This is a genomic window from Streptomyces recifensis (assembly GCF_002154615.1).
Classification (GTDB): domain Bacteria; phylum Actinomycetota; class Actinomycetes; order Streptomycetales; family Streptomycetaceae; genus Streptomyces; species Streptomyces griseoluteus.
Genome location: NZ_MUNH01000390.1, coordinates 1 through 22,831, shown reverse-complemented (window position 1 = coordinate 22,831; position 22,831 = coordinate 1). Strand labels below are relative to the sequence as shown.

Sequence of the window (22,831 nt, the reverse complement as noted above, 5' to 3'; positions counted from 1 at the left end):
CCTCAAGCGCGCTTGAGGTCGAAGAGTGGGCTTTCCGGAAGCGGAGAAACGTCGAACCTGGGGGTCCCATGCACGCCGTCCGTCTGTACGCCTTCGGGCCGGCCGAGAACCTGACGTACGAGAAGACCGACGACCCCGCCCCCGGTCCCGGCCAGGTGCGGATCGCGGTCGCGGCGGCCGGGGTGCATCTGCTGGACACGGCCCTGCGGGAGGGACGGCAGGGGCCGTTGCCCGCACTGCCCGCACTGCCGACCGTGCCCGGCCGGGAGGTCGCCGGGGTGGTGGAGGCGCTCGGGGAGGGCGTGGACGGCGCGTGGCTCGGCAGCCGGGCCGTCGCCCACCTCGGTTTCGCCCCCGGCGGGTACGCCGAACTCGCCGTCACCGACGCGACCCGGCTGCACCCGGTGCCGGAGGGCCTGGGCTTCGCCGAGGCCGTCGCCATGATCGGCACCGGCCGCACCGCGCTCGGCATCGCGGGCTTCGCGGAGCCGGGCCCGGCGTCGGTGGTGGTCGTACCGGCGGCGGCCGGCGGCATCGGCACCCTGCTCGTGCAGCACGCGCGAAACGCCGGGGCGACGGTGGTGGGACTGGCGGGCGGCGCCGGGAAGACCGCACGGGTACGGGCGAACGGCGCCCACCTCGCGGTCGACTACACCCGCCCCGGCTGGCCCGCCGAGGTGCGGGCGTGGCTGGACGGAAGGGAGGCCACGCTCGTCTACGACGGGGTCGGCGGCGAGGTCGCCCGCGAGGCCGTCGCCCTGCTCGGTCCGGACGGCCGGCACCTGGTCTTCGGCTGGTCCGCCGAGGGCATCGGGGACGGGGCGCGGGGCCACTTCACGGAGGGGGTGTCCGAGTCCGTGCTCGGCCCGGAAATGCTCCGGCGCGGCGGCGGTCTGCGGGCCTTGGAAGAGCGGGCCCTCGCCGAGGCCGCGGCGGGACGGCTGCGCCCGGCCGTCACCCGGTTCCCCCTCGCCGAGGCGGCCGCCGCGCACCGGGCGCTCCAGACGCGCGGCACGGTCGGGAAGGTGGTGCTCGAACCATGAGGAACCGTTACGGCGCCGGTCGGCGCGGGCCCTCCGACGCGGATGCGACCCGCCCCGATACGTGGTCTTCTGGCCAGATGAGCATCGGCCGAACGGGTGAGCGCGGTCCGGTCCCCGCCGGAGCCGAGGCAGCCGATCCCCACCGCTGGTGGGGCCTCGTCGTGATCGCGCTGGCCCAGCTGATGGTGGTGCTGGACGCGACGATCGTGAACATCGCCCTTCCCTCCGCGCAAGCCGCCCTGCACATGTCCGACGGCAACCGGCAGTGGGTCATCACGGCCTACACGCTCGCCTTCGGCGGGCTTCTGCTGCTGGGCGGGCGGATCGCGGACCTCGTGGGCCGCAAACGCACCTTCGTCATCGGGCTGATCGGCTTCGCGCTGGCCTCCGCGCTGGGCGGCGCGGCGGGCAGTTCCGGCATGCTCTTCGGCGCCCGCGCGCTCCAGGGCGTCTTCGCCGCCGTCCTCGCGCCCTCCGCGCTGTCCCTGCTCACCACGTCGTTCACCGACCCGCGCGAACGCGGCAAGGCGTTCGGGATCTACGGCGCGCTCGCGGGCAGCGGCTCGGCGATCGGGTTCATCCTGGGCGGCCTGCTCACGGAGTACCTGAACTGGCGCTGGTGCCTGTACGTCAACGTGCCGATCGCGATCATCGCCGTCCTCGGCGCCTTCGCCCTGCTGCACGACCGGCCCGGCCACGGCGGCACCGCCCGGCTCGACGTGCCCGGCGCGGTGCTCGGCTGCGGCGGGCTGGTGGCCGTCGTGTACGGGTTCAGCGAGGCCGAGCCGCGCGGCTGGACCGATCCTCTGGTGCTGGCGCTGTTCGCGGTGGGGATCGTGCTGCTGGCGATGTTCGTGTGGTGGCAGAACCGGGCGCCGGACCCGCTGCTGCCGCTGCACATCGTGCGGGACCGGAACCGTGCGGGGTGCTTCCTCACCATGCTGCTCGCGGTGATCGGCATGTTCGGGCTGTTCCTGTTCATGACCTACTACCTCCAGGTCATCCTCGGCTACTCCCCCGTCCGGGCGGGCCTCGGCTTCCTGCCGCTGACCGCCGCGATCATCATCGGGTCGACCCAGATATCCGCCCGGCTGCTGAACCGGGTGGCGCCGCGCCTGCTGATGGTGCCGGGCATGCTGCTGGCCTGTGCGGGGCTGCTGCTGCTCACGCGGATGACGGTGCACTCGTCGTACACCTCGGAGATCCTGCCCGCGCTGCTGCTGCTCGGGCTCGGCATGGGCCTCACCTTCATGCCGGTGTTCGCCACCGCCACGGCCGGGGTCGCCCCCCGCGACTCCGGGGTCACCTCGGCGACCGTCAACACCGCCCAGCAGGTCGGCGGCTCCATCGGCACGGCCCTGCTCAACACCGTCGCCACCACCAGCGCCGCCGCCTATGTCACCGCCCACCTGCGCGGGCCGGCCGACCGCGCCACCGTGGTCCCGGCGGGCGTGGTGCACGGCTACACGGTGGCCATCTGGTGGGCGGCCGCGGTCATGCTGCTGGCCGCGGTGGTCGCGGGCCTGATGGTCACGGCGAAGCCGCCCCGGCACGGGGTGCCCGGAAAGGCGCAGGTACGGGAGTCAGTCGGCTGAGCGGGCCAGGTCCGTCAGCGCCCCGTCGGTGAGGCGGTACACGGTCCACTCGTCCTGCGGGCGGGCGCCGAGCTTCTCGTAGAAGCCGATGGCGGGGCGGTTCCAGTTCAGCACCGACCACTCCAGGCGCTCGTAACCGCGCTCGGCGCAGATCCGGGCCAGCCCGGTGAGCAGGGCGCGGCCGTGGCCGCCGCCGCGTGCGGTGGGGCGTACGTACAGGTCCTCCAGGTAGATGCCGTGCACACCGCGCCAGGTGGAGAAGTTCAGGAACCACAGCGCGAAGCCGGCGGGCTCGCCGGTGGCGTCGTCCACCGCGAGGTGCGCGTACGCCGCCGGGCGCCGGCCGAACAGCGCCTCCCGCAGCTGCGCCTCGGTGGCCCGCGCCTCGTCGGGCTCCTTCTCGTACTCGGCCAGCTCGCGGATCATCGTGTGGATGACGGGTACGTCGTCGGGGCGCGCGGTACGGATCATGCCCGGCAGCGTAGTCAGCCGGACGGCGCGGCCGGACTCCGGAACGGCTTTCCCGCACTCCCCCGGTCCCGCACCAGCGGATAGCAGGCCAGCCCGATCAGCGCGGCCAGGGCGTGCCCGACGTCGGTGAAGGTCCGGCCGCCGACCAGGGGGGCGGTGTACACGGCGAGCAGCACCGCGAGGTAGGCGTACTTCCACGGCGCCGCGATCCGGTACGTCAGCACACCCATGACCCCCGCGAGGGCGTAACTGACCCCGATGTCCAGCGTGTTCACGGCCGAGGCGGGGGCATGCCCGTCGTTTATCGCCCGCAGCAGCGCCAGCTCACTGACCAGTGTCGCCAGCACATGCGCGGCCACACAGACCACGACCCACCGGGCCGTCCCCACCCACCGCTCCACCTGTGCGTGAAAGACGCTGTACGCCGCCACATACGGCAGCCAGTGCTCCCCGTCGATCCACATCCCACTCGTGACCAGCACCCGCACCGGGTTCTGCGACAACTCGTGGATGTTCGTGGACCGCTGCCGCAGAAACTCCTTCTCGAACTCGGGCGACATATGGTGCAGAGCCACAGTGGTGACAAACAGAATGGCAAGCCACACATAGGTCCCGGGCGCGGACCGCACGTAGGCCACCACCGCCCGACCCGCTCGCCCCAAACCGGCACCCCGTCTCACACCCGCCAGTATGGTCACCGGGGTGCCCACCCCGCCCTCCGACCGCCGTGCCCTGATCCGCCGGGCGGACCGCTTCCTGACCCACTGGTCCCTGCGTGCCGACGGCCCGTACCTGTCCGGCATCGCCGCCCTGGTACTCCCGGTGACCGCCGCCGACGGCACCCCGGCGGCGCTGAAGGTCCAGCACCTGGACGAGGAGAGCGCGGGTGAGCCCACGGCCCTGCTCACCTGGGCCGGAGACGGCGCCGTACGCCTGCTGGCGCACGACCCGCCCACCGGCACCCTCCTGCTGGAACGGCTGGACGAGCACCGCCCCCTCTCCGCGCTCCCCGACATCCGCGAGGCGGTCGACGTCCTGGGCGCACTGCTCGCCCGGCTCACCGCCCACCCCGCCCCGCCGGGGCTGCGCCGACTGGGTGACATGGCGCGCGGAATGACGGCCCGCCTCCCGCGGGCCCTCCGCGCGGAACCCGATCCCGGCACCCGGCGCCTGCTGCGGGACTGCGCGGCCGCTCTGGGCGAGGTCGCGGACGAGCCCGGCGACCGGCTGCTGCACTGGGACCTGCACTACGACAACGTCCTCGCCGCGGCCCGCGCGCCCTGGTTGGCCATCGACCCCAAGCCGCTGGCCGGCGACCCCGGCTTCGAGCTGCTCCCCGCGCTCGCCAACCGGTACGACCCGGCGGACACGCGCCGCCGCTTCGACGCGCTGACCGCCGCCCTCGGGCTGGACCGGGAACGGGCGCGGGCCTGGACGCTGGCCCGCGTGCTCCAGAACCGGCTGTGGCAACTGGAGGAGGGCGGGGCCGGGCGGCCCCGGGACGACGTACGGCTCGCCGTGGGGCGGGCGTTGCGAGCCCTTTGACAGACACGCCCCCGGACGGACCATCGCGCGGGATAACGGATTTAACGGTCATACCGTACGCGGTATGAAGAGATGTCACCTCGCATACCTCGCCTGTGGCGCGGCGCTCGTGAGCGCGGGAGTAGGGGCGGTCCCGGCGGCCGCCGCTCACCAGACCCTCGTGGTCCGTCCCGGCGAGTCGATCCAGAAGGCCGTCGACGCCGCGCGGGCCGGGGACACCGTGCTGGTGCTCGCCGGCACCTACCACGAGAGCGTGCTGATCGGCACGGACCGCGTCACGCTGCGCGGCGCGGGCGCCCGTACGATCGTCAGGCCCGCCGCCGTCAAGACCGGCAAGGACGCCAACGGCTGCGCCAAGAACGGCGCCGGCATCTGCGTCCTCGGCACCAAGACGAGGAACGTGGAGGGCGTCACCGTCGCGGACCTCACCGTCACCGGCTTCACCCGCGCCGGGATCTTCGGCATGGCGACCGACCGCATGACGGTCCGCCATGTGCACGCCGTCGACAACGACACCTGGGGCATCGCCCAGGAGCGCTCCACCGGCGGCGTGTTCCGCGAGAACGTCGCCGCGCGCAACGGCGACGCCGGAATCTTCCTCGCCAACACCATCAAGGAGGAGGGGGGCGCGTACGACGCCGGACGGACCCTCGTCGAGCACAACCGCCTCGACGACAACCGCATCGGCGTCACCGTCCGCCGCCTGCGCAACGTGAACGTCCAGGACAACGGCATCCGCGGCAACTGCGCCGGTGTCTTCGTCGTCGGGGACGAGAACACCCCGAAGGCCGGTCACCTGACCGTCGCCCGCAACCGGGTCCTGGAGAACAACAAGTTCTGCCCGAAGACCGCGCGCCTGCCCGCCCTCCAAGGCTCCGGCATCGTACTGACCGGCGTCGAGAAGACCCGCGTGACCGGCAACTACGTGCGCGGCAACGCCGGCAAGTCCCCCTTCTCCGGCGGCATCGTGCTCTTCAAGAGCATGGTCGGCGCCACCGGCGACAACAACCGCGTCGACGGCAACACGCTGTCGGCCAACGCCCCCGCCGACCTGGTGAACACCGACACGGGCAAGGGCAACAGCTTCGCGCGCAACTCCTGCCGGGCCTCGAAGCCCGCGGGCCTGTGCTGACCGCCCGCCCGCTGCCCATCGATGACCGAAGAAGGCCGAAGAACGAGAAAGGGCGGCAGATGACGACCGCTGAGACAGCCCCACCGCCCCCCATGCGCCTGCGCGAGCTGGTGTTCGGGGCGGCCTGCGCCGCCGCCGTCCGGGCCGCCGCCCGGCTCGGCGTGGCGGACGCCCTCGGTGACGACCCCAAGCCCGTGGAGGACCTGGCGGCCTCGGTGAAGACCGAGCCCAAGCCGCTGCGCCGGCTGCTGCGCGCCCTGTCCTGCTACGGCGTCTTCGCCGAGCGCCCGGACGGCACCTTCGCGCACACCGACATGTCCCGGCTGCTGCGCGAGGACGACCCCAACAGCCTCCGCGCCATCGCCCTGTGGTGCACCGAGCCGTGGACCTGGGACGCCTGGCCCAGGCTGGACGAGGCCGTGCGCACCGGGGAGAACGTCGTGGAGTCCCTCTACGGCAAGGAGTTCTTCACCTACCTCAACGAGGACGCCCCCGAGTCCGCGGACGTCTTCAACCAGGCCATGACCCGCTCCAGCGAGCAGTCGGCCCGCGAGGTCGCCGCCCTGCTCGACCTGTCCGGCGCCTCCTCGGTGGCGGACCTCGGCGGCGGCCAGGGCCATGTGGTGGCCTGCCTGCTGGACAAGTACCCGACGATGCGCGGCAGCCTGCTGGACCTGCCCCGCGTGGTCGAGAACGCCCTGCCCCGGCTGCGTACCGGCGACCTCGCCGACCGCGCCGAGATCGTGCCCGGCGACGTGCGCGCCTCGGTCCCGGTGAAGGCCGACGTCTACGTCATCAAGAACATCCTGGAGTGGGACGACGCGAGCACCGCCCGGCTGCTCGGCAACGTCACCGCCGCGGGCGGCCCCGGCACCCGCGTCATCGTCATCGAGAACCTGGTGGACGACACCCCCTCGATGCGCTTCAGCACCGCGATGGACCTGCTGCTCCTGCTGAACGTGGGCGGCGCCAAGCACACCACCGAGTCCATGGTCGGCCGGCTCACCTCGGCGGGCCTGGTCGTGGACGACATCCGTCCGGTCAACCCGTACCTGCACGCCTTCGAGTGCCACGTCGCCGGCTGACGCGGCCCCCCTACGGCGGAACCGGCCGCCGGGCCCGCGACGCTGCGGGCCCGGCGGCCGGTGGTCTTCTCCGCAGGAGCCGGACGGCTAGTCGCGCTCCCACACGTAGAAGCGCTCAGCCATCGCGTCCTTCGGGGAGCGCCAGGTCTCCGGGTCGTACGCGCTGACGTACGCCGACAGCCGCTCGCTGATCCCACGGAACTCCGGGTGGCCGGCCACCTTGGCGATGGCCGGGGCCGGGTCGCTGTCCGACTCGACGAGGTGCATGTACACATCGCCGAACTGGAACAGGCTGCGGCGGCGCACCCCGACGAGGTGCGGCAGCTCGCCCCGGTCCGACTCCGCGAAGATCTTGGCGATGTCCTGGGCGGAGCCCGGTGCCATCCGGGCCACGATCAGTCCCTGGTGCATGGCAGGTGTCCTCTTCTCCCGCTCGCCGGTCAGTCGGCCAGGGCCGGGGCGGGGCGGTCCCCGGCGGCCTGCTGGATCTTGTCCCGGATGAGCGCCATCTGGACCTTGGAGTTGCGGTTGATGTTGTCGGTCATCCACTCGTCGTCGACCGGCGCCTCGGGCTTCATGGCGAAGTCCTGCGTCCACACCATCCGGGTGCCGCCGGGCACCTCCTCGTAGGCCCAGTGGATGTCCATGTGGGCGAAGGGGCCCGTCTCCACGCGGCGGGCGCGGACGGTGCGGTTCTCGCGGTCCGGCTCGCGCTCGGAGACCCAGCTCCACACGGTGCCGTTGTCGTCCGGGTGCATGGTGAGCCGGAACGTCGTCTTGCGGCCCTCCCGCTTGAGGACCTCGACGGACGCGTACTCGCTGAACAGCTGCGGCCAGTTCTCCAGGTCGTTGGTCATGTCCCAGACCAGGTCGAGCGGAGCGGCGATGGTGATCTCGTTCCGGGTGTGTCCGGCCATGTCAGGCTCCTGCCATCAGTGCGCTGTTGACGAGGTCGAGGAACGCCTGCGGCGTCTTGCAGCGCTCGGCGTCCGGGGGCATCGGGGTGCCGTGCCGGTTCTCCAGCTCGCCGACGATGCCCAGCAGGCCGAGCGAGTCGAGCCCCAGCGTCTCGAAGGGGGTCGCGGGCTGCTTCCGCAGCAGTTCCGGGGCGACGGTGATGCCCGCCGCCTTCTTCATGAGGGCGGCCAGTTCTTCTTCGGTGATCTGCGCGTTCATGCCGTTCTCTCCTTTGCTGTTCGCCTATCGGTCGCCGTGCCGCAGCACCAGCGCCGAGTTCGACCCCATGAGGCCCCGGCTGAGGACCAGCGCCGTGCGCGGCTCGGCCACGCGGGCGCTCCCGGTCACGAGATCCAGGTCGTGGCAGACGTCCACCACGTTCGGCGTCGGCGGGATCAGGCCGTGCTCCATCGCCAGCACCGCCGCCGACACGTCCAGCACCGGTGCCGCGCAGTACCCGCGGCCGATACCGGTCTTCGGTGCCGTCACCGGCACCCGGCGCCCGTGGTCACCGAGCGCGTCCACCAGTGCCAGCGCCTCGGCACGGTCCGCCTCCGGCACCCCGAGGGCGTCGGCGAAGACCATGTCGACCTCCTCCGGGGCGCAACCGGCTTCCGCCAGCGCGTTCCGGACGGCCTGCGCCAGCCCCTCGCGGGACTCCTCCCAGCGGGAGGCCCCGGTGAACGTCGCCGCGTGTCCCGCGACGTACGCCCGGACCTCGGCCCCGCGCTCCCGCGCGGACCGCTCCGCCTCGACGACGAGCATCGCCCCGCCCTCGGCGGGCACGAACCCGCACGCCGCGTCGGTGAAGGGGCGGTACGCGCGCGTCGGGTCGCTCTCCCCGCTCAGCTCCCCGTACCCGAGCTGGCAGACCACCGAGTACGGCGCGAGCGGCGCCTCGGTGGAGCCGGCCACCATCACATCGGTGCCCCGGCGGACCGCGCGGGCGGCGTGCGCGAGGGCGTCCAGACCACCCGCCTCGTCGGAGGCGACCACCGAGCAGGGCCCCTTGAGGCCGCGCCGGATGGAGATCTGGCCGGTGCTGGCCGCGTAGAACCAGGCGATGGACTGGTACGGGCCGACGAACCGGCTGCCCTTGCCCCACAACTGCTGGAGCTCGCGCTGGCCGAACTCGCCGCCGCCGGAGCCGGAGGCGGTGACCACCCCGATGGAGTAGGGGTCCGCCGCGGTGTCCGCCTGGCCCAGGCGGGCGTCCTCCAGAGCCAGGTCCGCCGCCGCCATGGCGAAGTGCGTGAAGCGGTCGGTCTGCACCAGGAAGCGTTCCTCGACCACGGCCGGGTCGAAGGCGCGGACCTCGCCCGCCACCTTCAGCGGCAGGTCCTCGCAGCCCTCGCGGGTCACCCGGTCCAGGACGCTGATGCCCTCCTGGGTGGACTTCCAGAAGGTCTCGGTGCTGATGCCGTTCGGCGCGACCACCCCGATACCGGTGACGGCCGCACGCCGTTCCTCGGTTGCGCTCATCGTGTCCTCACTCCCTCGGCCGGGTCAGGATCACCGCGGACTGGAAACCGCCGAACCCGCTGCCCACGGAGAGCACGCCGTTCAGCTTCCGCTCCCGTGCCTCGCGCGGGACGTAGTCCAGGTCGCACTCGGGGTCGGGGGTCTCGTAGTTCGCGGTCGGCGGGACGGCCTGCTTGGCGAGCGCCAGCACACACGCCACCACCTCGATGGCCCCGATCGCCCCGAGGGAGTGCCCCACCATCGACTTGATGGAGCTCATCGGGGTGTCGTAGGCGTGCTGCCCGAGCGCCCGCTTCACCGCGGCCGTCTCGTGGCGGTCGTTCTGCCGGGTGCCGGAACCGTGCGCGTTGACGTAGTCGATCGCGGTCGGGTCGATCCGGGCCTGGTCCATGGCGGTCTCGATCGCACGGGCCATCTCCAGGCCCTCGGGGGTCAGACCGGTCATGTGGTACGCGTTGCCGAACGTGGCGTACCCGCTCAGCTCGCAGTACACGTGCGCACCGCGGGCCCGGGCGTGCTCCAGCTCCTCGAGCACCAGCACCGCGCCGCCCTCGCCCATGACGAACCCGTCACGGTTGTTGTCGAAGGGGCGGGAGGCGTGCGCCGGGTCGTCGTTGTTCGGGGACGTCGCCTTGATCGCGTCGAAGCACGCCATCGTGATCGGGGATATCGGCGAGTCGGAGGCACCGGCCAGGCATATGTCCGCCCGGCCCTCCTGCACGGTGTGGAAGGCGTACCCGACGGCGTCCAGGCCCGAGGTGCAGCCCGTGGACACCGTCTGCACCGGGCCCCGCGCGCCGAACCGCTCGGCCACCGACGAGGCGACCGTGCTGGGCGAGAACGCCCGGTGCAGTTCGGGCCGGGCCTGGGTGTGGTCCACATCCCAGCGCTGGCCGCCATGGCTGACCAGCACATAGTCGTTCTCCAGCCGGGTGGTGCCGCCGACCGCGGTGCCGACCGACACCGCGATCCGCCACGGGTCCTCGGCCGCCAGGTCGAGTCCCGAGTCGTGCACCGCCTCGTCGCCGGCCACCAGCGCGAACTGGATGTACCGGTCCGCCCGCTGCACCTGCTCGGCGTCGAGCCCGTAGGCCAGCGGGTCGAAGTCGCACTCGGCGGCGATCCGGGAACGCAGCCCCGAGGGGTCGAAGAAGGTGATGCCGCGCGTCGCGGTCCGGCCGTTGGACAGCAGGTCCCAGAACGCGGGCGTACCGATCCCGCCCGGAGCCACGATGCCTATGCCCGTGACCGCCACCCGCCGGGTCATGAGCGCACCTGGTCCCGGCCGGCGGCCACGGCACCACCGGCCTCGGTCACCACCGCGGCGGCCCCGATGACGTCCGTCTCCTCGGTGTCCACGTGCCCGAGCTGCGGACGCGGGGCCAGCGGACCCAGGTGGAAGACGAGGCGGGCCTCCTCGTCACCCACGTTGCGGAAGCGGTGCCGCATGTGGGCGGGGATCATCAGGCCCTGCTCCGGCTTGAGGGGGTGCGCCTCACCGTCGAGGTCCACCTCCAGCCGGCCGCAGATCACGTACACGAACTCCTCGGAGTACGGGTGGTAGTGCTCACCGATGCGGTCGCCGGGCTGCACGATGGCCACGCCCATGAAACCGCTGGTGGAGCCGACCGTCGCCGGGGTCAGCATGGCGCGCAGGTCGCCGCCGCGCCGGGTGTTGTGCTCGGTGTCCTTAAGGTCGATGATCTTGGGACGGTGTTGGATCACAGCTTCCTCCGTGGGATGTGCCGCGTCGGCGGTTGCGGGGTGAGAGGCGGCCACCGGATCAGGCGCCCGAGGCGCGGCGGTCGGTGACGAGGTCCATCCGGACGGCGTCGCCGTCCAGCAGCGCGCGCAGCTCGGACGCCGCGGCCGCGTCGGCGGGCAGCGTGTCCACGCTGTTGCCGCGTACGTCCACCAGGCGCACCACCACCTCGTCGCGCTGGAAGACCGTGCTGCGCAGCACCGCGCCCGCCGGGTCGTCCGCCGCGGTCTGGTCGTGCTGGGAGAGCAGCTCGGCCAGCCGCATGCCCTGGCCGGGGCGGGCCGGGTAGAAGAGCGCGAGGCGGGTGCCCTCCGCGTGCGCGTCGGTCACCACGTGGTGCACCGCGGGGAGCGCCGCACGGGTGAAGAACATCCGGGCCGACTCCTGGTCGTTCAGGTCCCGGTCCTGCTCCAGATAGGGGTTGATGGCCTCCTCGACCGCCCGCACCTCGGGCTGCCGGGCCACGTGCCGCAACGCCGCGAGCAGGTCGCCGCGCACCTCGATGGCCCGCACCACCCGGTTGCCCTGCATGAACAGCGAGGTCCGCAGGAGCTGCGTGGTGTCGTCCACGCGGGCCTTCGGCGAGGCGTAGTCCGCGAGGATCGCCGCGACCTTCTCCTCGGTGCCGGGCTTCACGGTGAAGGTGAGCGCGTGCCGGATGACTCCGTCACCGATGCGCGGGTGCTCCTGAAGGCGGCGGCCGGGGGCGGACTCGGCGGGGACCGCCGGGCCGCCCGTCTCCCGGACGATGTGGAAGCGCAGCGAACGGGTGTCGCGCACGCAGGAGTGCAGCGGCTCCACCATGTGCACGTGCTCCTCGCTGTTCACCCAGGTGAGGAACGGCGGGGCGCTCTCCCACTCGCTGGTGATGAGCCACTGCGAGGGGTTCTCGATGGACTGGCAGAGCTGGTCGCTGACGTGACCGGGCACCTGGGTGACCTGGGAGCAGAGCTGCTCGTACGCCTCCAGGAACTGCTGCTGCGCGCCGTCGTACACGTCGACCAGGAGGACGACCCGCAGCGGGGAGCCGTCGAACACGGACTGGGATACACGCCTGGACACCTCGCGTGCCGGCGTTTCTGAGGGACGTTCAGACGTGGTGGTCATCCTGCACACATCTCCTTCGCGGGGCAGAACCGGTGCCTGCCTTGGATCGGGCCCGGCAGCGTTCCTTGATCCTGTGCCGGGCTCCACGAGCCCGCGACTCCGGTGAACCACGTGGGTGATTGGTCACGCGGAGGTGCCGCCACCGGGAAGGGAGAGTCACAGGCGCCCCGCGCGCCCACCCCCAGCCACTGGAGGCTTCGATGCATCAGAAAGCCGACCACCGGGTCCCCGTCCTCATCGTGGGCGGCTCACTGGTGGGCCTGTCCATGTCCGTGTTCCTGGGCCGTCTCGGTGTGCGGCACATGCTCGTCGAGCGGCATTCCGGGACCTCGGTCCACCCGCGCGGACGCGGCAACAACGTCCGCACGATGGAGCTGTTCCGGGTCGCCGGGGTCGAGCCCGACATCAAGGCGGCCGCCTCACTCCTCGCCGACAACCACGGCATCCTCCAGACGCCCACCCTTGTGGGTGACGCCGGGGAGTGGCTGTTCCGGAACATCGACCCGGGCGGCGGTCTGGCGAAGTTCAGCCCCACCGCATGGTGCCTGTGCAGCCAGAACGACCTGGAGCCGGTCCTGCTGGACGGCGCGCGCGAACTCGGCGGCGACCTGAGGTACTTCCACCGGATGGAGTCGTTCGAGCAGGACGCCGACGGGGTGACGGCGACGGTCCTCGACCGGAACACCGAGGAACGGTTCACCGTCCGCGCGGACTACCTCGTCGCCGCCGACGGCCCGCGCAGTCCGGTACGGCGTGCCCTCGGCATCGGGCAGAGCGGGCCCGGTGACCTGTTCGCCAACGTCAGCGTCACCTTCCGGTCCAGCGCGCTGGCCGACGTGGTCGGTGACCGCCGCTTCATCTGCTGCTACCTCACCCACCCGGACGCGGACGGCGCGCTGCTGCCCGTGGACAACAAGGAGAACTGGGTCTTCCACGCGCCCTGGCACCCCGAGCGGGGCGAGACCCTGGACGACTTCACCGAGGAGCGGCTGCGCGACCACATCCGCCGGGCGGTGGGCGTGGACACACTCGACGTGAAGATCACCGGTATGGCCTCCTGGCGTGCCGCCGAACGCGTCGCCGACCTCTACTCCTCGGGGCGGGTCTTCCTCGCCGGCGACTCCGCCCACGAGATGTCCCCGACCGGCGCCTTCGGCTCCAACACCGGTATCCAGGACGCCCACAACCTCGCCTGGAAGCTGTCCGCGGTGCTCTCCGGCTGGGCCGGCCCCGGCCTGCTGGAGTCCTACGGTGCCGAGCGCCGCCCGGTCGCGGTCGCGACCAGCGCCCGCGCCTCGGCCCGCTCCGTCGAGCACAGCCACCCCGGCTTCGCCCCGGCCCCCGGTGTGGGCGGCGCCAAGCGCGGCGGCATCCTCAACGTGGTCCTCGGCTACCGCTACCCGGCCGGCGCGGTCCTCGGCGCCGACCCCTACGCCGAGGTCGTCCCGGACGAGCTCGCCCTCGACGGCCGCCCCGGCAGCCGCGCCCCCCACCTCTGGCTCCGCCGGGGCGGCCTGCGGCTGTCCACCCTCGACCTGTACGAGCGCTCCATGGTCCTCCTCACCGACGCCCCCGACGACGCGGGCTGGTACGCGGCGGCCCGCCGCGTCGCGGCGGAGGACGGCGTCGCCCTCGACGCCTACCGCCTCGGCCCCGGCCCGGACGCCGACCTCACCTACGACACCGAGGGCTCCGACTGGGCGAAGGCCCACGGCACCACCGCCGACGGCGCGGTCCTCATCCGCCCCGACGGCTTCGTCGCCTGGCGCACCACGAGCGCGGCTGCGGACCCGGACACGGTCCTCCGCGAGGCCCTGACGTCGTTGCTGACCCCGGCCTGACCCCCGGGAACCACCAAGGCCGCCCGCACCCCGAGGTGCGGGCGGCCTTAGCCGTACGGAGCCCCCTGTCGGATTCGAACCGACGACCTACGCATTACAAGTGCGTTGCTCTGGCCGGACTGAGCTAAGGAGGCGGGGGCCGGTGGGCCCGTGTGTGTGCAGTGTACCCATGCGGGGGTGTGGGGCGGTGGGCGAAATTCGAGGGCGCCCAGGTACTGACAGGGCAGGTCGGGGACGGGTACGGTCCTGCCAGTTCACCTGGGTGAACCAATGAACCACCTTCCTACAACGGATCGTCCGGCACGTTCCTGCCGGTAGAAGGGGGCCCCTCACCATGGCCACTGTCACGTTCGACAAGGCGACCCGGATCTATCCGGGTTCCACCAAGCCCGCCGTCGACGCGCTGGAGATCGCGATCGAGGACGGCGAGTTCCTCGTCCTCGTCGGCCCGTCCGGCTGCGGCAAGTCCACCTCGCTCCGCATGCTCGCGGGGCTCGAGGACGTCAACGGCGGCGCCATCCGCATCGGTGACCGCGACGTCACCCACCTGCCGCCCAAGGACCGGGACATCGCCATGGTGTTCCAGAACTACGCCCTCTACCCGCACATGACGGTCGCCGACAACATGGGCTTCGCCCTGAAGATCGCGGGCGTCAACAAGGCGGAGATCCGGGCGAAGGTCGAGGAGGCCGCCAAGATCCTCGACCTCACCGAGTACCTGGACCGCAAGCCCAAGGCGCTCTCCGGCGGCCAGCGCCAGCGTGTCGCCATGGGCCGCGCGATCGTCCGGGAGCCGCAGGTCTTCCTCATGGACGAGCCGCTGTCCAACCTGGACGCCAAGCTCCGCGTCTCCACCCGTACCCAGATCGCCTCCCTCCAGCGGCGCCTGGGCATCACCACCGTCTACGTCACCCACGACCAGGTCGAGGCCATGACGATGGGCGACCGGGTGGCCGTGCTCAAGGACGGGCTGCTCCAGCAGGTCGACACCCCGCGCAACATGTACGACCGCCCCGCCAACCTCTTCGTGGCCGGCTTCATCGGCTCCCCCGCGATGAACCTGGTCGAGGTGCCGATCACCGACGGCGGTGTGAAGTTCGGCAACAGCGTGGTGCCGGTCAGCCGGGACGCCCTCTCGGCCGCCGCCGACCGGGGCGACACCACCGTGACGGTCGGCGTCCGCCCCGAGCACTTCGACGTGGTCGAGCTGGGCGGCGGCGCGGCGGCCACCACGCTGACCAAGGACAGCGCCGACGCCCCGGCCGGCCTCGCCGTCTCGGTGAACGTCGTCGAGGAGCTGGGGGCCGACGGGTACGTGTACGGCGCCGTCGAGGTCGACGGTGACGTGCGGGACCTCGTCGTCCGGGTGAACGGGCGTCAGGTGCCGGAGAAGGGCTCCACGCTGCACGTCGTGCCGCGGCCGGGCGAGATCCACGTGTTCTCGACCTCCACGGGCGAGCGCCTCTCCGACTGACCGGGGAACACAGGCAGTTCACAGGGAGGGGGTCCTGCGGGGCCCCCTTCCGCGTACCCCGGCACGGTTCGGCGGATATCCCGGCACAGGGATCAATTCGGGCGCCCCACGTCAACCCCCTACCCAGAAAGCAGCGCGACTTCATCCCCCGTAAGGGTGACTAAATGTCGCCAAATCAGCACCGAGCGCTACCCTCACTCGCGTGACGCACTCCACCACCCCTCAGACGCGACGCGGCCACCGGGGCGGCCCTGCCCGCCGGATCGGCCGCACTCTCGCCCTCGTCCTGCCCGTCGTCCTGGTGCTCTCCGGAACCCTCGCGGTCACGCGGGTCAACTGGACCGGGGACTCCGAAGGCTCCGTGCTCACCGCCTCGGACGTCGCCCAGGCCCCCGCGAAGGCCGGCACCGCCCGTACGGTCACCGCCAAGAAGGCGGCGCCCCAGGACGTCCTGCGCGACCGGCTGCTGAGCGAGCTTCAGGACAAGAACCCCGGCGTGGTCCTCACCCACCTCCAGCAGGCGGTCAACGGCCACCCCGCGCTCGCCGAGCACTGCACCTCCATCGCCCGCACCCTGGGCAGGGCCGCGGTCCGCCTCTACGGCGCCTCCCGAGCCCAGTCCTACGCCCGCCCGGTGTGCGACACGTCCTTCGCGACGGGTGTGCTGGCGGCACACAGCTGATCCGCACATAGCTCACCGACACACGGCTGATCCGCACATGGCTGATCCGCACACAGCTGACCCGCACACAGCGGATCGACACATGGCTGACCCGCCCATGGCTGACCGGCACACACAAGCGGCCCTGTCGCGCCCCTGGACCCCGGCGGGGCGCCACGTACAGTTCGGGGCATGACCCATCCGAACGTCGCTGCGCGCCCCACCCAAGCCGTTGTCCTGGCCGGGGGCCAGGGGTCCCGGCTGCGCCCCTACACGGACGACCGGCCCAAGCCGATGGTCGAGATCCCCGGCACGGGCACCCCGATCATCGGCCACCAGCTCAACTGGCTGGCCGAAGAGGGCGTCACGGACGTGGTGGTCTCCTGCGGCCACCTCGCCGAGGTCCTCCAGAAGTGGCTGGCCACGGCCGAGCTGCCGCTGTCCGTCACCACCGTCGTGGAGACCGAGCCGCTCGGCCGCGGCGGCGGCCTGAAGTACGCCGCCGCGCACCTCCCCCGCCCCGACCGGCCGTGGTACGCCACCAACGGCGACATCTGGACCCGCTTCTCCCTGCGGGACATGGCCGACTTCCACACCGAGCGGGACGCGGTCGCCACCCTCGCGCTGGCCCGGCCGCGCATCCCCTGGGGCGCCGTGCGCACGGACGGCTTCGGGCACATCACCGACTTCATCGAGGCGCCACCGTCCACCGTCGAGATCAACGCCGGTGTGTACGTCTTCTCCCCCGAGTTCCGCGACCTGCTGCCCGACCGGGGCGACCACGAGCGCGCCACGTTCCCCCGCCTGGCCCGCGAGCGCAAGCTCGCCGGGTTCCCCCTGCCCCAGGGCTCCTACTGGCGGGCCATCGACACCGTCAAGGACCTGACCGAGGCCGCCAAGGAGCTGGACGCCGGCCGCGCCTGACGGGCGCACGCCGAAGGGCCCCGTACCTCACCGCGAGGTACGGGGCCCTTGGCGTGCCGCGGGGGGGTCAGTTGCCGAACAGACCGCCCACCAGGCCGGGCTGACCGGTGGAGGAACCACCCGCGTCGCTGCCCCCGCCCGACTGTGTGCCGCCGCCCGACGTACCCGAGCCGGTGCCGCCGGTCGCCGTACCGCCCGCGCTGGTCGGCCCCGCCGTGGTGCTGGGGGCACCGCCGCCCCCGGTGGTCGGGGTGGTCCGCTGGGGCGGAGCCTGGCCCGTGGTGCCCTGGGTCTGGCTGGGCGCCGCGGGAGCCGTACCGGCCGTGCGGCCCGCGCCGGGAGTGCCGGCCGCGCCGGACGGGCTCGCGCCCGCCGAGGCGCCGCCCGTGGGCGAGCTGGACGCCGAGGGGCTGGCCTGCCCGCGCGGAGCGCCGGGCTTCGAGGGCAGCGGCGAGCCGGGCTGGTTGTTGCGCGGCGCCTCACCCGGACCGGGCACGACCACCCGGCCGGTGTCGCGCACCGCACCACCGAGCAGCGAGCCGACCAGCAGGGTCAGCCCGACGGTGACGGCCGTGATCAGCGCGCCCCGGCGCAGCACGTACCGGCGCAGGTCCCAGAGGGCGGCGCGCGGGCCCAGCGTGCGCCAGGCGCTGCCCGCGAGCCTGCCGTCCACGGAGTACACCGGGGCGCCCGCGATGACCAGCGGGGACCAGGCGGCCAGGTAGATGATGTCGGGCGCGTCGTACGCCGGGACCGTCTTCCAGCTCACGGTGACGATGAGCGCGGCCGAGAGCAGCGCGCCCACCACCGCGGCGACCCGCTGCCAGCAGCCCAGGATGGTCAGCACACCGACCACGACCTGGAGGAAGGCGATGACCAGCCCGGAGCCCACCGGGTGGTGCAGCGCGAACTGGCGCAGCGGCTCCGCCACGTCCCACGGGTGCAGGGTGTTGAGCCACTTGACCATGGAGCCGCGCTCGCCGCCGTCGAAGTAGACGGGATCGCACAGCTTGCCCATGCCGGCGTAGATCGAGATGAAGCCGAGGAAGACGCGCAGCGGGAGCAGCACCACGCCGAGGTTCATCCGGCGGCCGGGGTAGTACGCGTGCCGCGCCGGGTCGTCGCCGCGCCGGGCGGCCCGCGAGCCGGAAGGCCGGAGAGTCGGCTCGTCGGGGTCGAACTCGTCGCTCGAGTAGGCCGGTTCGTCGTACGGGGGCTCGCCGTACGGCGGCTCGTCATAGGCGCTGCCGACCGGACGCATGTGGGGCAGCAGCCGGGTGCCGCCGTCGGGGCCGGTGCGCTGGTGGCCGAGGACGGGGGTCTCGACGGTCGGGTCGAGCCGGTCGTAGGCGTCCGCGTAGCCGGTGTGGTCCGGGTCGAGGCGCGGGATGACCTGGGTGGCACCGGCAGGTTCGTCGGGATGGCGCACGCTGCTGCCCCGGACGGCCTGGAGCAGGCGGTGGGTGCCGGTGTCGTCGGGCGCGGACCGGCCGCTCCAGACGACCGGACGGCGCCGGCCCGCGGCCCCGCCCGCCGGGCCCGCGGCGGACATGCGCGCGGGGTCCTGAGCGGTCAGATGCCGGGCGATTCTCGGGGACTGGGTTCGCCTGCCCCCCGTCCCCAACTGCACGCGGAAGCTGGCGTGATTGACGATGACCTGCGCCGGATCGCTCGGCACCTTCACCATGCTCAGCGCGGGAGCGTCGTCGAAGCCCGACGAGCGGTCCCCCGTGGGAGTGCGGGGTGTTCTGGTGTCCACACTCATCTAACCGAGTGACGCCGAGTTAGGACACTGCCTTGACCGGCCCGATGTGTCCGGGCCGCGTCAAAGTCGTCGTGAACGCCGGTCGTCCCCCGGAATTACCGCATCCGGGGGAATCGCCGAACGGCCGTTCAGGAGCGGCGGCGGGACGCCTCGTACAGCACGACACCGGCGGCGACACCGGCGTTGAGGGACTCCGCGCCACCCGGCATGGGGATGCGGACGCGGTGGTCACAGGTCTCGCCGACCAGGCGGGACAGACCCTTGCCCTCGCTGCCGACCACGATGACGACCGGGCCGGACAGCGCCGCCAGGTCGCCCACCTCGGCCTCGCCGTCGGCGGCCAGGCCGACCACGGTGATCCCGGCCTTCTTGTACTGCTCCAGGGTCCGGGTGAGGTTGGTGGCACGGGCGACCGGCGTACGCGCGGCCGCCCCGGCCGACGACTTCCAGGCACCGGCGCTCATGCCGGCCGAGCGGCGCTCGGGCACGACCACACCGTGCCCGCCGAAGGCGGAGACGGAGCGGACGACGGCGCCCAGGTTGCGCGGGTCGGTGACGCCGTCGAGGGCGACGATCAGCGGGTCCTCGCCCTTGTCGTAGGCACCGGCGGGCAGGTCCTCCGGGTGCGCGTACTCGTACGGCGGGACCTGGAGGACGAGGCCCTGGTGGTTCAGGCCGTTGGTCATGCGGTCCAGCTCGGGGCGCGGGGCCTCCATGAGGTGGATGTTGCCGCGCTCGGCGGCGAGCTGGAGGGCCTCGCGGACGCGCTCGTCGTTGTCGATGAACTGCTGGACGTAGAGCATGGTGGCGGGCACGCCGTCACGCAGCGCCTCGTACACCGGGTTGCGGCCGACGACCAGCTCGGAGGAGGAGCGGCCGGCGCCCTTGCGCTGCGGCGGACGGCCCTGGGCGCGGCGGACCTTGGCGGCGGCGGCACGCTGCTTGGCGTGACCCTTGCGCATCTCGGCCGGGGGCGTGGGGCCCTTGCCCTCCAGGCCACGGCGCCGCTGGCCGCCGCTGCCGACCTGGGCACCCTTCTTGCCTGACATGCGGCGGTTGTTCGCCATGAGTTACCCGTCTCCGTAAGCGTTCGTACGTATGTATGCAGTGTGCCGCCCGGATCGCCGGGCGGCACACTCGATCAAGCCGTGCGGCTAGCGCGGGCCGAGGCTCCAGCGCGGGCCCTGCGGGCTGTCCTCGACGACCAGGCCGGACTGGCCGAGCTGGTCGCGGATGGCGTCGGCGGTGGCCCAGTCCTTGCGGCCGCGCGCGGACTCGCGCTGCTCCAGGACGAGCCGGACGAGGCTGTCCACCACACCGTGGAGGTCTTCGCCGCGCTCGCCGCCCTCACCGGCCCACTCGGGGTCCAGCGGGTCGAGTCCGAGGACGCCGAGCATGGCGCGCACCTCGGCGAGGCGGGCGACGGCCGCCTCCTTGTCGTCGGCGGCCAGCGCGCTGTTGCCCTGGCGGACCGTGGTGTGCACGACGGCGAGGGCCTGCGGCACGCCCAGGTCGTCGTCCATCGCCTCGGCGAAGGCCGGCGGCACCTCGGTGGCCGGTTCGACCTCGCCCCCGGCCTTCTCCAGGGCGCGCTGCACGAAGCCCTCGATGCGCGCGAACGCCACCTCGGCCTCGCGCAGCGACTCCTCGCTGTACTCGATCATCGAGCGGTAGTGCGGGGTGCCGAGGTAGTAGCGCAGGACGATGGGACGCCACTGCTTGACCATCTCGGAGACCAGCACGCTGTTGCCCAGCGACTTGGACATCTTGTCGCCCGCCATGGTCACCCAGGCGTTGTGCACCCAGTACCGGGCGAATTCGTCGCCGAACGCCTTGGCCTGGGCGATCTCGTTCTCGTGGTGCGGGAAGATCAGGTCCAGGCCGCCGCCGTGGATGTCGAAGACGGTGCCCAGGTATTTGTGCGCCATGGCCGAGCACTCCAGGTGCCAGCCGGGGCGGCCGGGCCCCCAGGGCGTCGGCCAGCTCGGCTCGCCCGGCTTGACCGCCTTCCACATGGCGAAGTCGCGCGGGTCCCGCTTGCCGGTCTCGCCCTCGCCGGACGGCTGGAGCAGGTTGTCCAGCTCCTGGCGGGACAGCTCCAGGTAGCCGTCGAAGGAGCGCACGTCGAAGTAGACGTTGCCGTCGGCCTCGTAGGCGTGGCCGCGCTCGATGAGGCCCTGCATCATCTCGATCATCTCGGTGATGTGGCCGGTCGCGCGGGGCTCGTAGGTGGGCGGCAGGCAGCCGAGCGCGGCGTAGGCGTCGTTGAACGCCCGCTCGTTCTCGTACCCGATGGCCCACCAGGGGCGCTTCTGCTCGTGGGCCTTGTTGATGATCTTGTCGTCGATGTCCGTGACGTTGCGGATGAAGGTCACGTCGTAGCCGCGGTGCTCGAACCAGCGGCGCATGATGTCGAAGTTCAGGCCCGAGCGGATGTGCCCGATGTGCGGTGCCGCCTGCACGGTGGCGCCACACAGGTAGATCGAGACACAGCCCGGCTGGACCGGGGTGAAGTCGCGGATCTGCCGGGCGCTGGTGTCGTACAGGCGAATGGTCACCACACCAGGGTAGTGGGAGCGGGGCCGTGCGATGCCACCGGACGGTGACATCGCCGCTCCGTGCTGTCCCCTGCGGGTCTTCAGAGGCTGCCGACCACCTTGCGCGGGGTGACGCGGACGACGACACGCTCGGCGTCGTTGGCGGAGGCCGGGTTGAACTCGGCGTACTTCTTGCCGGTGTACTTCAGGGACAGCTCGTCGATGAGGGCCTGGCCGCCCTCGGTGGTCAGCTCGGCGGTGCCGCGGATCTCGGCGTACTCGTAGGGGTTCTCCGGGTCCGTGACGACGACGGTGACCCGCGGGTCGCGCCTGAGGTTCTTCTCCTTGCGCCGGCCGACCGTGGTGGAGATCAGGACGTCGTCCCCGTCCCGCTTCACCCACACCGGTGACATCTGCGGACTGCCGTCGGGCTGGATGGTGCCGACGACGATGAACACGGGCGTGTCCAGCAGGGACTTGAGCCGGTCGGACAGCGCTGCGGACATGAAGATCCTCCTCGGTCGACGATGGCTGTGCGGGTACCCTCGCACGCCCCTACGACACGCGCACCACGAGGGCCGTGGCGACCGCCATCAGCCCCTCCTCCCGGCCGGGGAAACCGAGCCCGTCGGTGGTCGCGCCGGAGACGGAGACCGGTGCGCCGGCGGCCGCGCTGAGGATCCGCTGCGCCTCGTCCCGCCGCTTGCCGATCTTCGGGCGCGGCCCGACGACCTGCACCGCCACATTGCCGATGGCGAAGCCGGCGTCCCGCACGATCCGGGCCGCCTCGGTGAGCAGGACGACCCCGGAGGCGCCGGACCACTCGGGCCGGCCGGTGCCGAAGTGCTGCCCCAGGTCACCGAGGCCGGCGGCGGAGAACAGCGCGTTGCAGGCGGCGTGCGCGACCACGTCGGCGTCGGAGTGCCCGGCCAGGCCCGGCCCGGCGTCCTCCCACTTCAGCCCGGCGCACCACAGCTCGCGGCCGTCCTCGAAGGCGTGGATGTCGGTGCCGATGCCCACCTGGGGCAGCGCGGGGGTCTCAGAAGCCATCGTTGAGCCTCCTGCGGGCGAGGACCGCCTCGGCGAGAACGAGGTCCAGCGGCCGGGTCACCTTGAACGCCTCCTCGTGACCAGGCACGGTCACGACCCGCTCGCCCAGTCGCTCCACCATGCTCGCGTCGTCGGTGACGTCCTCGGTGACCGTCTCGTGGGCGCGGATCAGGGTGGCCCGGTCGAAGCCCTGCGGGGTCTGCACGGCACGCAGCCGGGCCCGGACGGGGGTGCCGAGCACCGGCTCGGGCTCGCCGGGGACGGCCGCGGGCTCGACCTCCTTGACCGTGTCGGCCAGCGGCAGCGCGGGGACCACGGCCAGGGCGCCGTCGCGCACCGCCTCGACGACCGTGTCCACGGTGTCGACGGGGACGAGGGGGCGGGCGGCGTCGTGCACCAG

General features: G+C 72.5%; 24 protein-coding genes and 1 tRNA gene. 9 read left to right on the top strand and 16 right to left on the bottom strand.

The genetic code is table 11. The features are described from left to right. The first annotated feature begins 68 nt into the window (after positions 1–68). Positions 69–1,043 (top strand): zinc-binding dehydrogenase, encoded by a 975-nt coding sequence (locus CCN33_RS20385; protein ID WP_086695008.1) that lies wholly within the window; start codon positions 69–71, stop codon positions 1,041–1,043. A 77-nt stretch (positions 1,044–1,120) separates the two neighbouring features. Continuing rightward, positions 1,121–2,638, top strand: a complete 1,518-nt coding sequence (locus tag CCN33_RS20380; protein WP_086695007.1) for an MFS transporter — start codon at positions 1,121–1,123, stop codon at positions 2,636–2,638. Here CCN33_RS20380 and CCN33_RS20375 read toward each other — a convergent pair. Together CCN33_RS20375 and CCN33_RS20370 are read right to left on the bottom strand one after the other, a co-directional pair. Beyond that, positions 2,627–3,109 (bottom strand): GNAT family N-acetyltransferase, encoded by a 483-nt coding sequence (locus tag CCN33_RS20375; protein ID WP_086695006.1) that lies wholly within the window; start codon positions 3,107–3,109, stop codon positions 2,627–2,629. The two genes, CCN33_RS20380 and CCN33_RS20375, sit on opposite strands and share 12 nt — an antisense overlap. 14 nt (positions 3,110–3,123) lie before the next feature. Continuing rightward, entirely contained in the window at positions 3,124–3,798 is a 675-nt protein-coding gene (locus tag CCN33_RS20370; RefSeq protein ID WP_400907997.1) for a rhomboid-like protein, read from the bottom strand. A gap of 1 nt (position 3,799) precedes the next feature. Here CCN33_RS20370 and CCN33_RS20365 point away from each other — a divergent pair, with 1 nt between their 5' ends. The 3 genes from CCN33_RS20365 (at position 3,800) to CCN33_RS20355 (ending at position 6,871) form a co-directional block, all read left to right on the top strand. Further along, entirely contained in the window at positions 3,800–4,654 is an 855-nt protein-coding gene (locus CCN33_RS20365) for an aminoglycoside phosphotransferase family protein (protein WP_086695005.1), read from the top strand. Positions 4,655–4,718: 64 nt separating this feature from the next. Further along, positions 4,719–5,786: a right-handed parallel beta-helix repeat-containing protein gene (locus CCN33_RS20360; protein ID WP_086695004.1), complete on the top strand. Its 1,068-nt coding sequence runs from the start codon at positions 4,719–4,721 to the stop codon at positions 5,784–5,786. A gap of 59 nt (positions 5,787–5,845) precedes the next feature. Beyond that, positions 5,846–6,871: a methyltransferase gene (locus CCN33_RS20355; RefSeq protein WP_086695003.1), complete on the top strand. Its 1,026-nt coding sequence runs from the start codon at positions 5,846–5,848 to the stop codon at positions 6,869–6,871. An 87-nt stretch (positions 6,872–6,958) separates the two neighbouring features. Here CCN33_RS20355 and CCN33_RS20350 read toward each other — a convergent pair whose 3' ends face one another. From CCN33_RS20350 to CCN33_RS20320, 7 genes are read right to left on the bottom strand one after another with little or no spacing between them, the layout of a single operon-like run. Then, complete coding sequence (locus CCN33_RS20350; RefSeq protein ID WP_030804500.1) at positions 6,959–7,282, bottom strand: TcmI family type II polyketide cyclase; 324 nt, start codon at positions 7,280–7,282, stop codon at positions 6,959–6,961. 29 nt (positions 7,283–7,311) lie between these two features. Next, a complete protein-coding gene (locus CCN33_RS20345; RefSeq protein WP_086695002.1) occupies positions 7,312–7,788 on the bottom strand; it encodes an SRPBCC family protein in 477 nt (158 codons plus the stop codon). 1 nt (position 7,789) lies between these two features. Next, a complete protein-coding gene (locus tag CCN33_RS20340) occupies positions 7,790–8,047 on the bottom strand; it encodes a phosphopantetheine-binding protein (protein WP_086695001.1) in 258 nt (85 codons plus the stop codon). A gap of 24 nt (positions 8,048–8,071) precedes the next feature. After that, on the bottom strand, positions 8,072–9,310 hold the full coding sequence (locus tag CCN33_RS20335) for a ketosynthase chain-length factor (protein WP_086695000.1): 1,239 nt from the start codon (positions 9,308–9,310) through the stop codon (positions 8,072–8,074). 7 nt (positions 9,311–9,317) lie between these two features. Further along, complete coding sequence (locus tag CCN33_RS20330; RefSeq protein WP_086694999.1) at positions 9,318–10,577, bottom strand: beta-ketoacyl-[acyl-carrier-protein] synthase family protein; 1,260 nt, start codon at positions 10,575–10,577, stop codon at positions 9,318–9,320. Continuing rightward, positions 10,574–11,035 carry a cupin domain-containing protein gene (locus CCN33_RS20325; protein ID WP_229918926.1) on the bottom strand — a complete coding sequence of 154 codons (462 nt, stop codon included), beginning with the start codon at positions 11,033–11,035 and terminating at the stop codon, positions 10,574–10,576. Before CCN33_RS20325 ends, CCN33_RS20330 begins: the two co-directional genes overlap by 4 nt. Positions 11,036–11,093: 58 nt before the next feature. Then, positions 11,094–12,179: a SchA/CurD-like domain-containing protein gene (locus CCN33_RS20320; RefSeq protein WP_086694998.1), complete on the bottom strand. Its 1,086-nt coding sequence runs from the start codon at positions 12,177–12,179 to the stop codon at positions 11,094–11,096. A 200-nt stretch (positions 12,180–12,379) separates the two neighbouring features. On the opposite strand from CCN33_RS20320, the gene CCN33_RS20315 reads away from it, so the two are divergent. Continuing rightward, positions 12,380–14,020: an FAD-dependent oxidoreductase gene (locus tag CCN33_RS20315; protein WP_086694997.1), complete on the top strand. Its 1,641-nt coding sequence runs from the start codon at positions 12,380–12,382 to the stop codon at positions 14,018–14,020. Between the two features lie 59 nt (positions 14,021–14,079). On the opposite strand, the gene CCN33_RS20310 is transcribed toward CCN33_RS20315, so the two are convergent. Then, positions 14,080–14,154: transfer RNA gene (locus CCN33_RS20310), tRNA-Thr, on the bottom strand. A 200-nt stretch (positions 14,155–14,354) separates the two neighbouring features. Between CCN33_RS20310 and CCN33_RS20305 the strand changes: the two genes are divergently transcribed. From CCN33_RS20305 to CCN33_RS20295, 3 genes are all read left to right on the top strand, one after another. Next, a complete protein-coding gene (locus CCN33_RS20305; protein WP_086694996.1) occupies positions 14,355–15,494 on the top strand; it encodes an ABC transporter ATP-binding protein in 1,140 nt (379 codons plus the stop codon). A gap of 202 nt (positions 15,495–15,696) precedes the next feature. After that, positions 15,697–16,176, top strand: coding sequence for a hypothetical protein (locus CCN33_RS20300; protein WP_086694995.1), 480 nt, complete (start codon positions 15,697–15,699; stop codon positions 16,174–16,176). Between the two features lie 171 nt (positions 16,177–16,347). Next, positions 16,348–17,079: a nucleotidyltransferase family protein gene (locus CCN33_RS20295; protein ID WP_086694994.1), complete on the top strand. Its 732-nt coding sequence runs from the start codon at positions 16,348–16,350 to the stop codon at positions 17,077–17,079. A 67-nt stretch (positions 17,080–17,146) separates the two neighbouring features. On the opposite strand, the gene CCN33_RS20290 is transcribed toward CCN33_RS20295, so the two are convergent. From CCN33_RS20290 to CCN33_RS20265, 6 genes are all read right to left on the bottom strand, one after another. Next, complete coding sequence (locus CCN33_RS20290) at positions 17,147–18,844, bottom strand: DoxX family protein (protein WP_208621810.1); 1,698 nt, start codon at positions 18,842–18,844, stop codon at positions 17,147–17,149. A gap of 128 nt (positions 18,845–18,972) precedes the next feature. Further along, complete coding sequence (rlmB, locus tag CCN33_RS20285; RefSeq protein ID WP_030804451.1) at positions 18,973–19,911, bottom strand: 23S rRNA (guanosine(2251)-2'-O)-methyltransferase RlmB; 939 nt, start codon at positions 19,909–19,911, stop codon at positions 18,973–18,975. Between the two features lie 87 nt (positions 19,912–19,998). Then, complete coding sequence (gene cysS, locus CCN33_RS20280) at positions 19,999–21,402, bottom strand: cysteine--tRNA ligase (RefSeq protein ID WP_086695009.1); 1,404 nt, start codon at positions 21,400–21,402, stop codon at positions 19,999–20,001. An 80-nt stretch (positions 21,403–21,482) separates the two neighbouring features. Continuing rightward, entirely contained in the window at positions 21,483–21,887 is a 405-nt protein-coding gene (locus tag CCN33_RS20275; protein WP_086694992.1) for a PPOX class F420-dependent oxidoreductase, read from the bottom strand. A gap of 49 nt (positions 21,888–21,936) precedes the next feature. Further along, on the bottom strand, positions 21,937–22,431 hold the full coding sequence (gene ispF, locus CCN33_RS20270; protein ID WP_086694991.1) for a 2-C-methyl-D-erythritol 2,4-cyclodiphosphate synthase: 495 nt from the start codon (positions 22,429–22,431) through the stop codon (positions 21,937–21,939). Next, positions 22,421–22,831: 2-C-methyl-D-erythritol 4-phosphate cytidylyltransferase (locus CCN33_RS20265; RefSeq protein ID WP_208621809.1), on the bottom strand; the 411-nt coding region annotated here is incomplete at its 5' end. The genes ispF and CCN33_RS20265, both read right to left, overlap by 11 nt.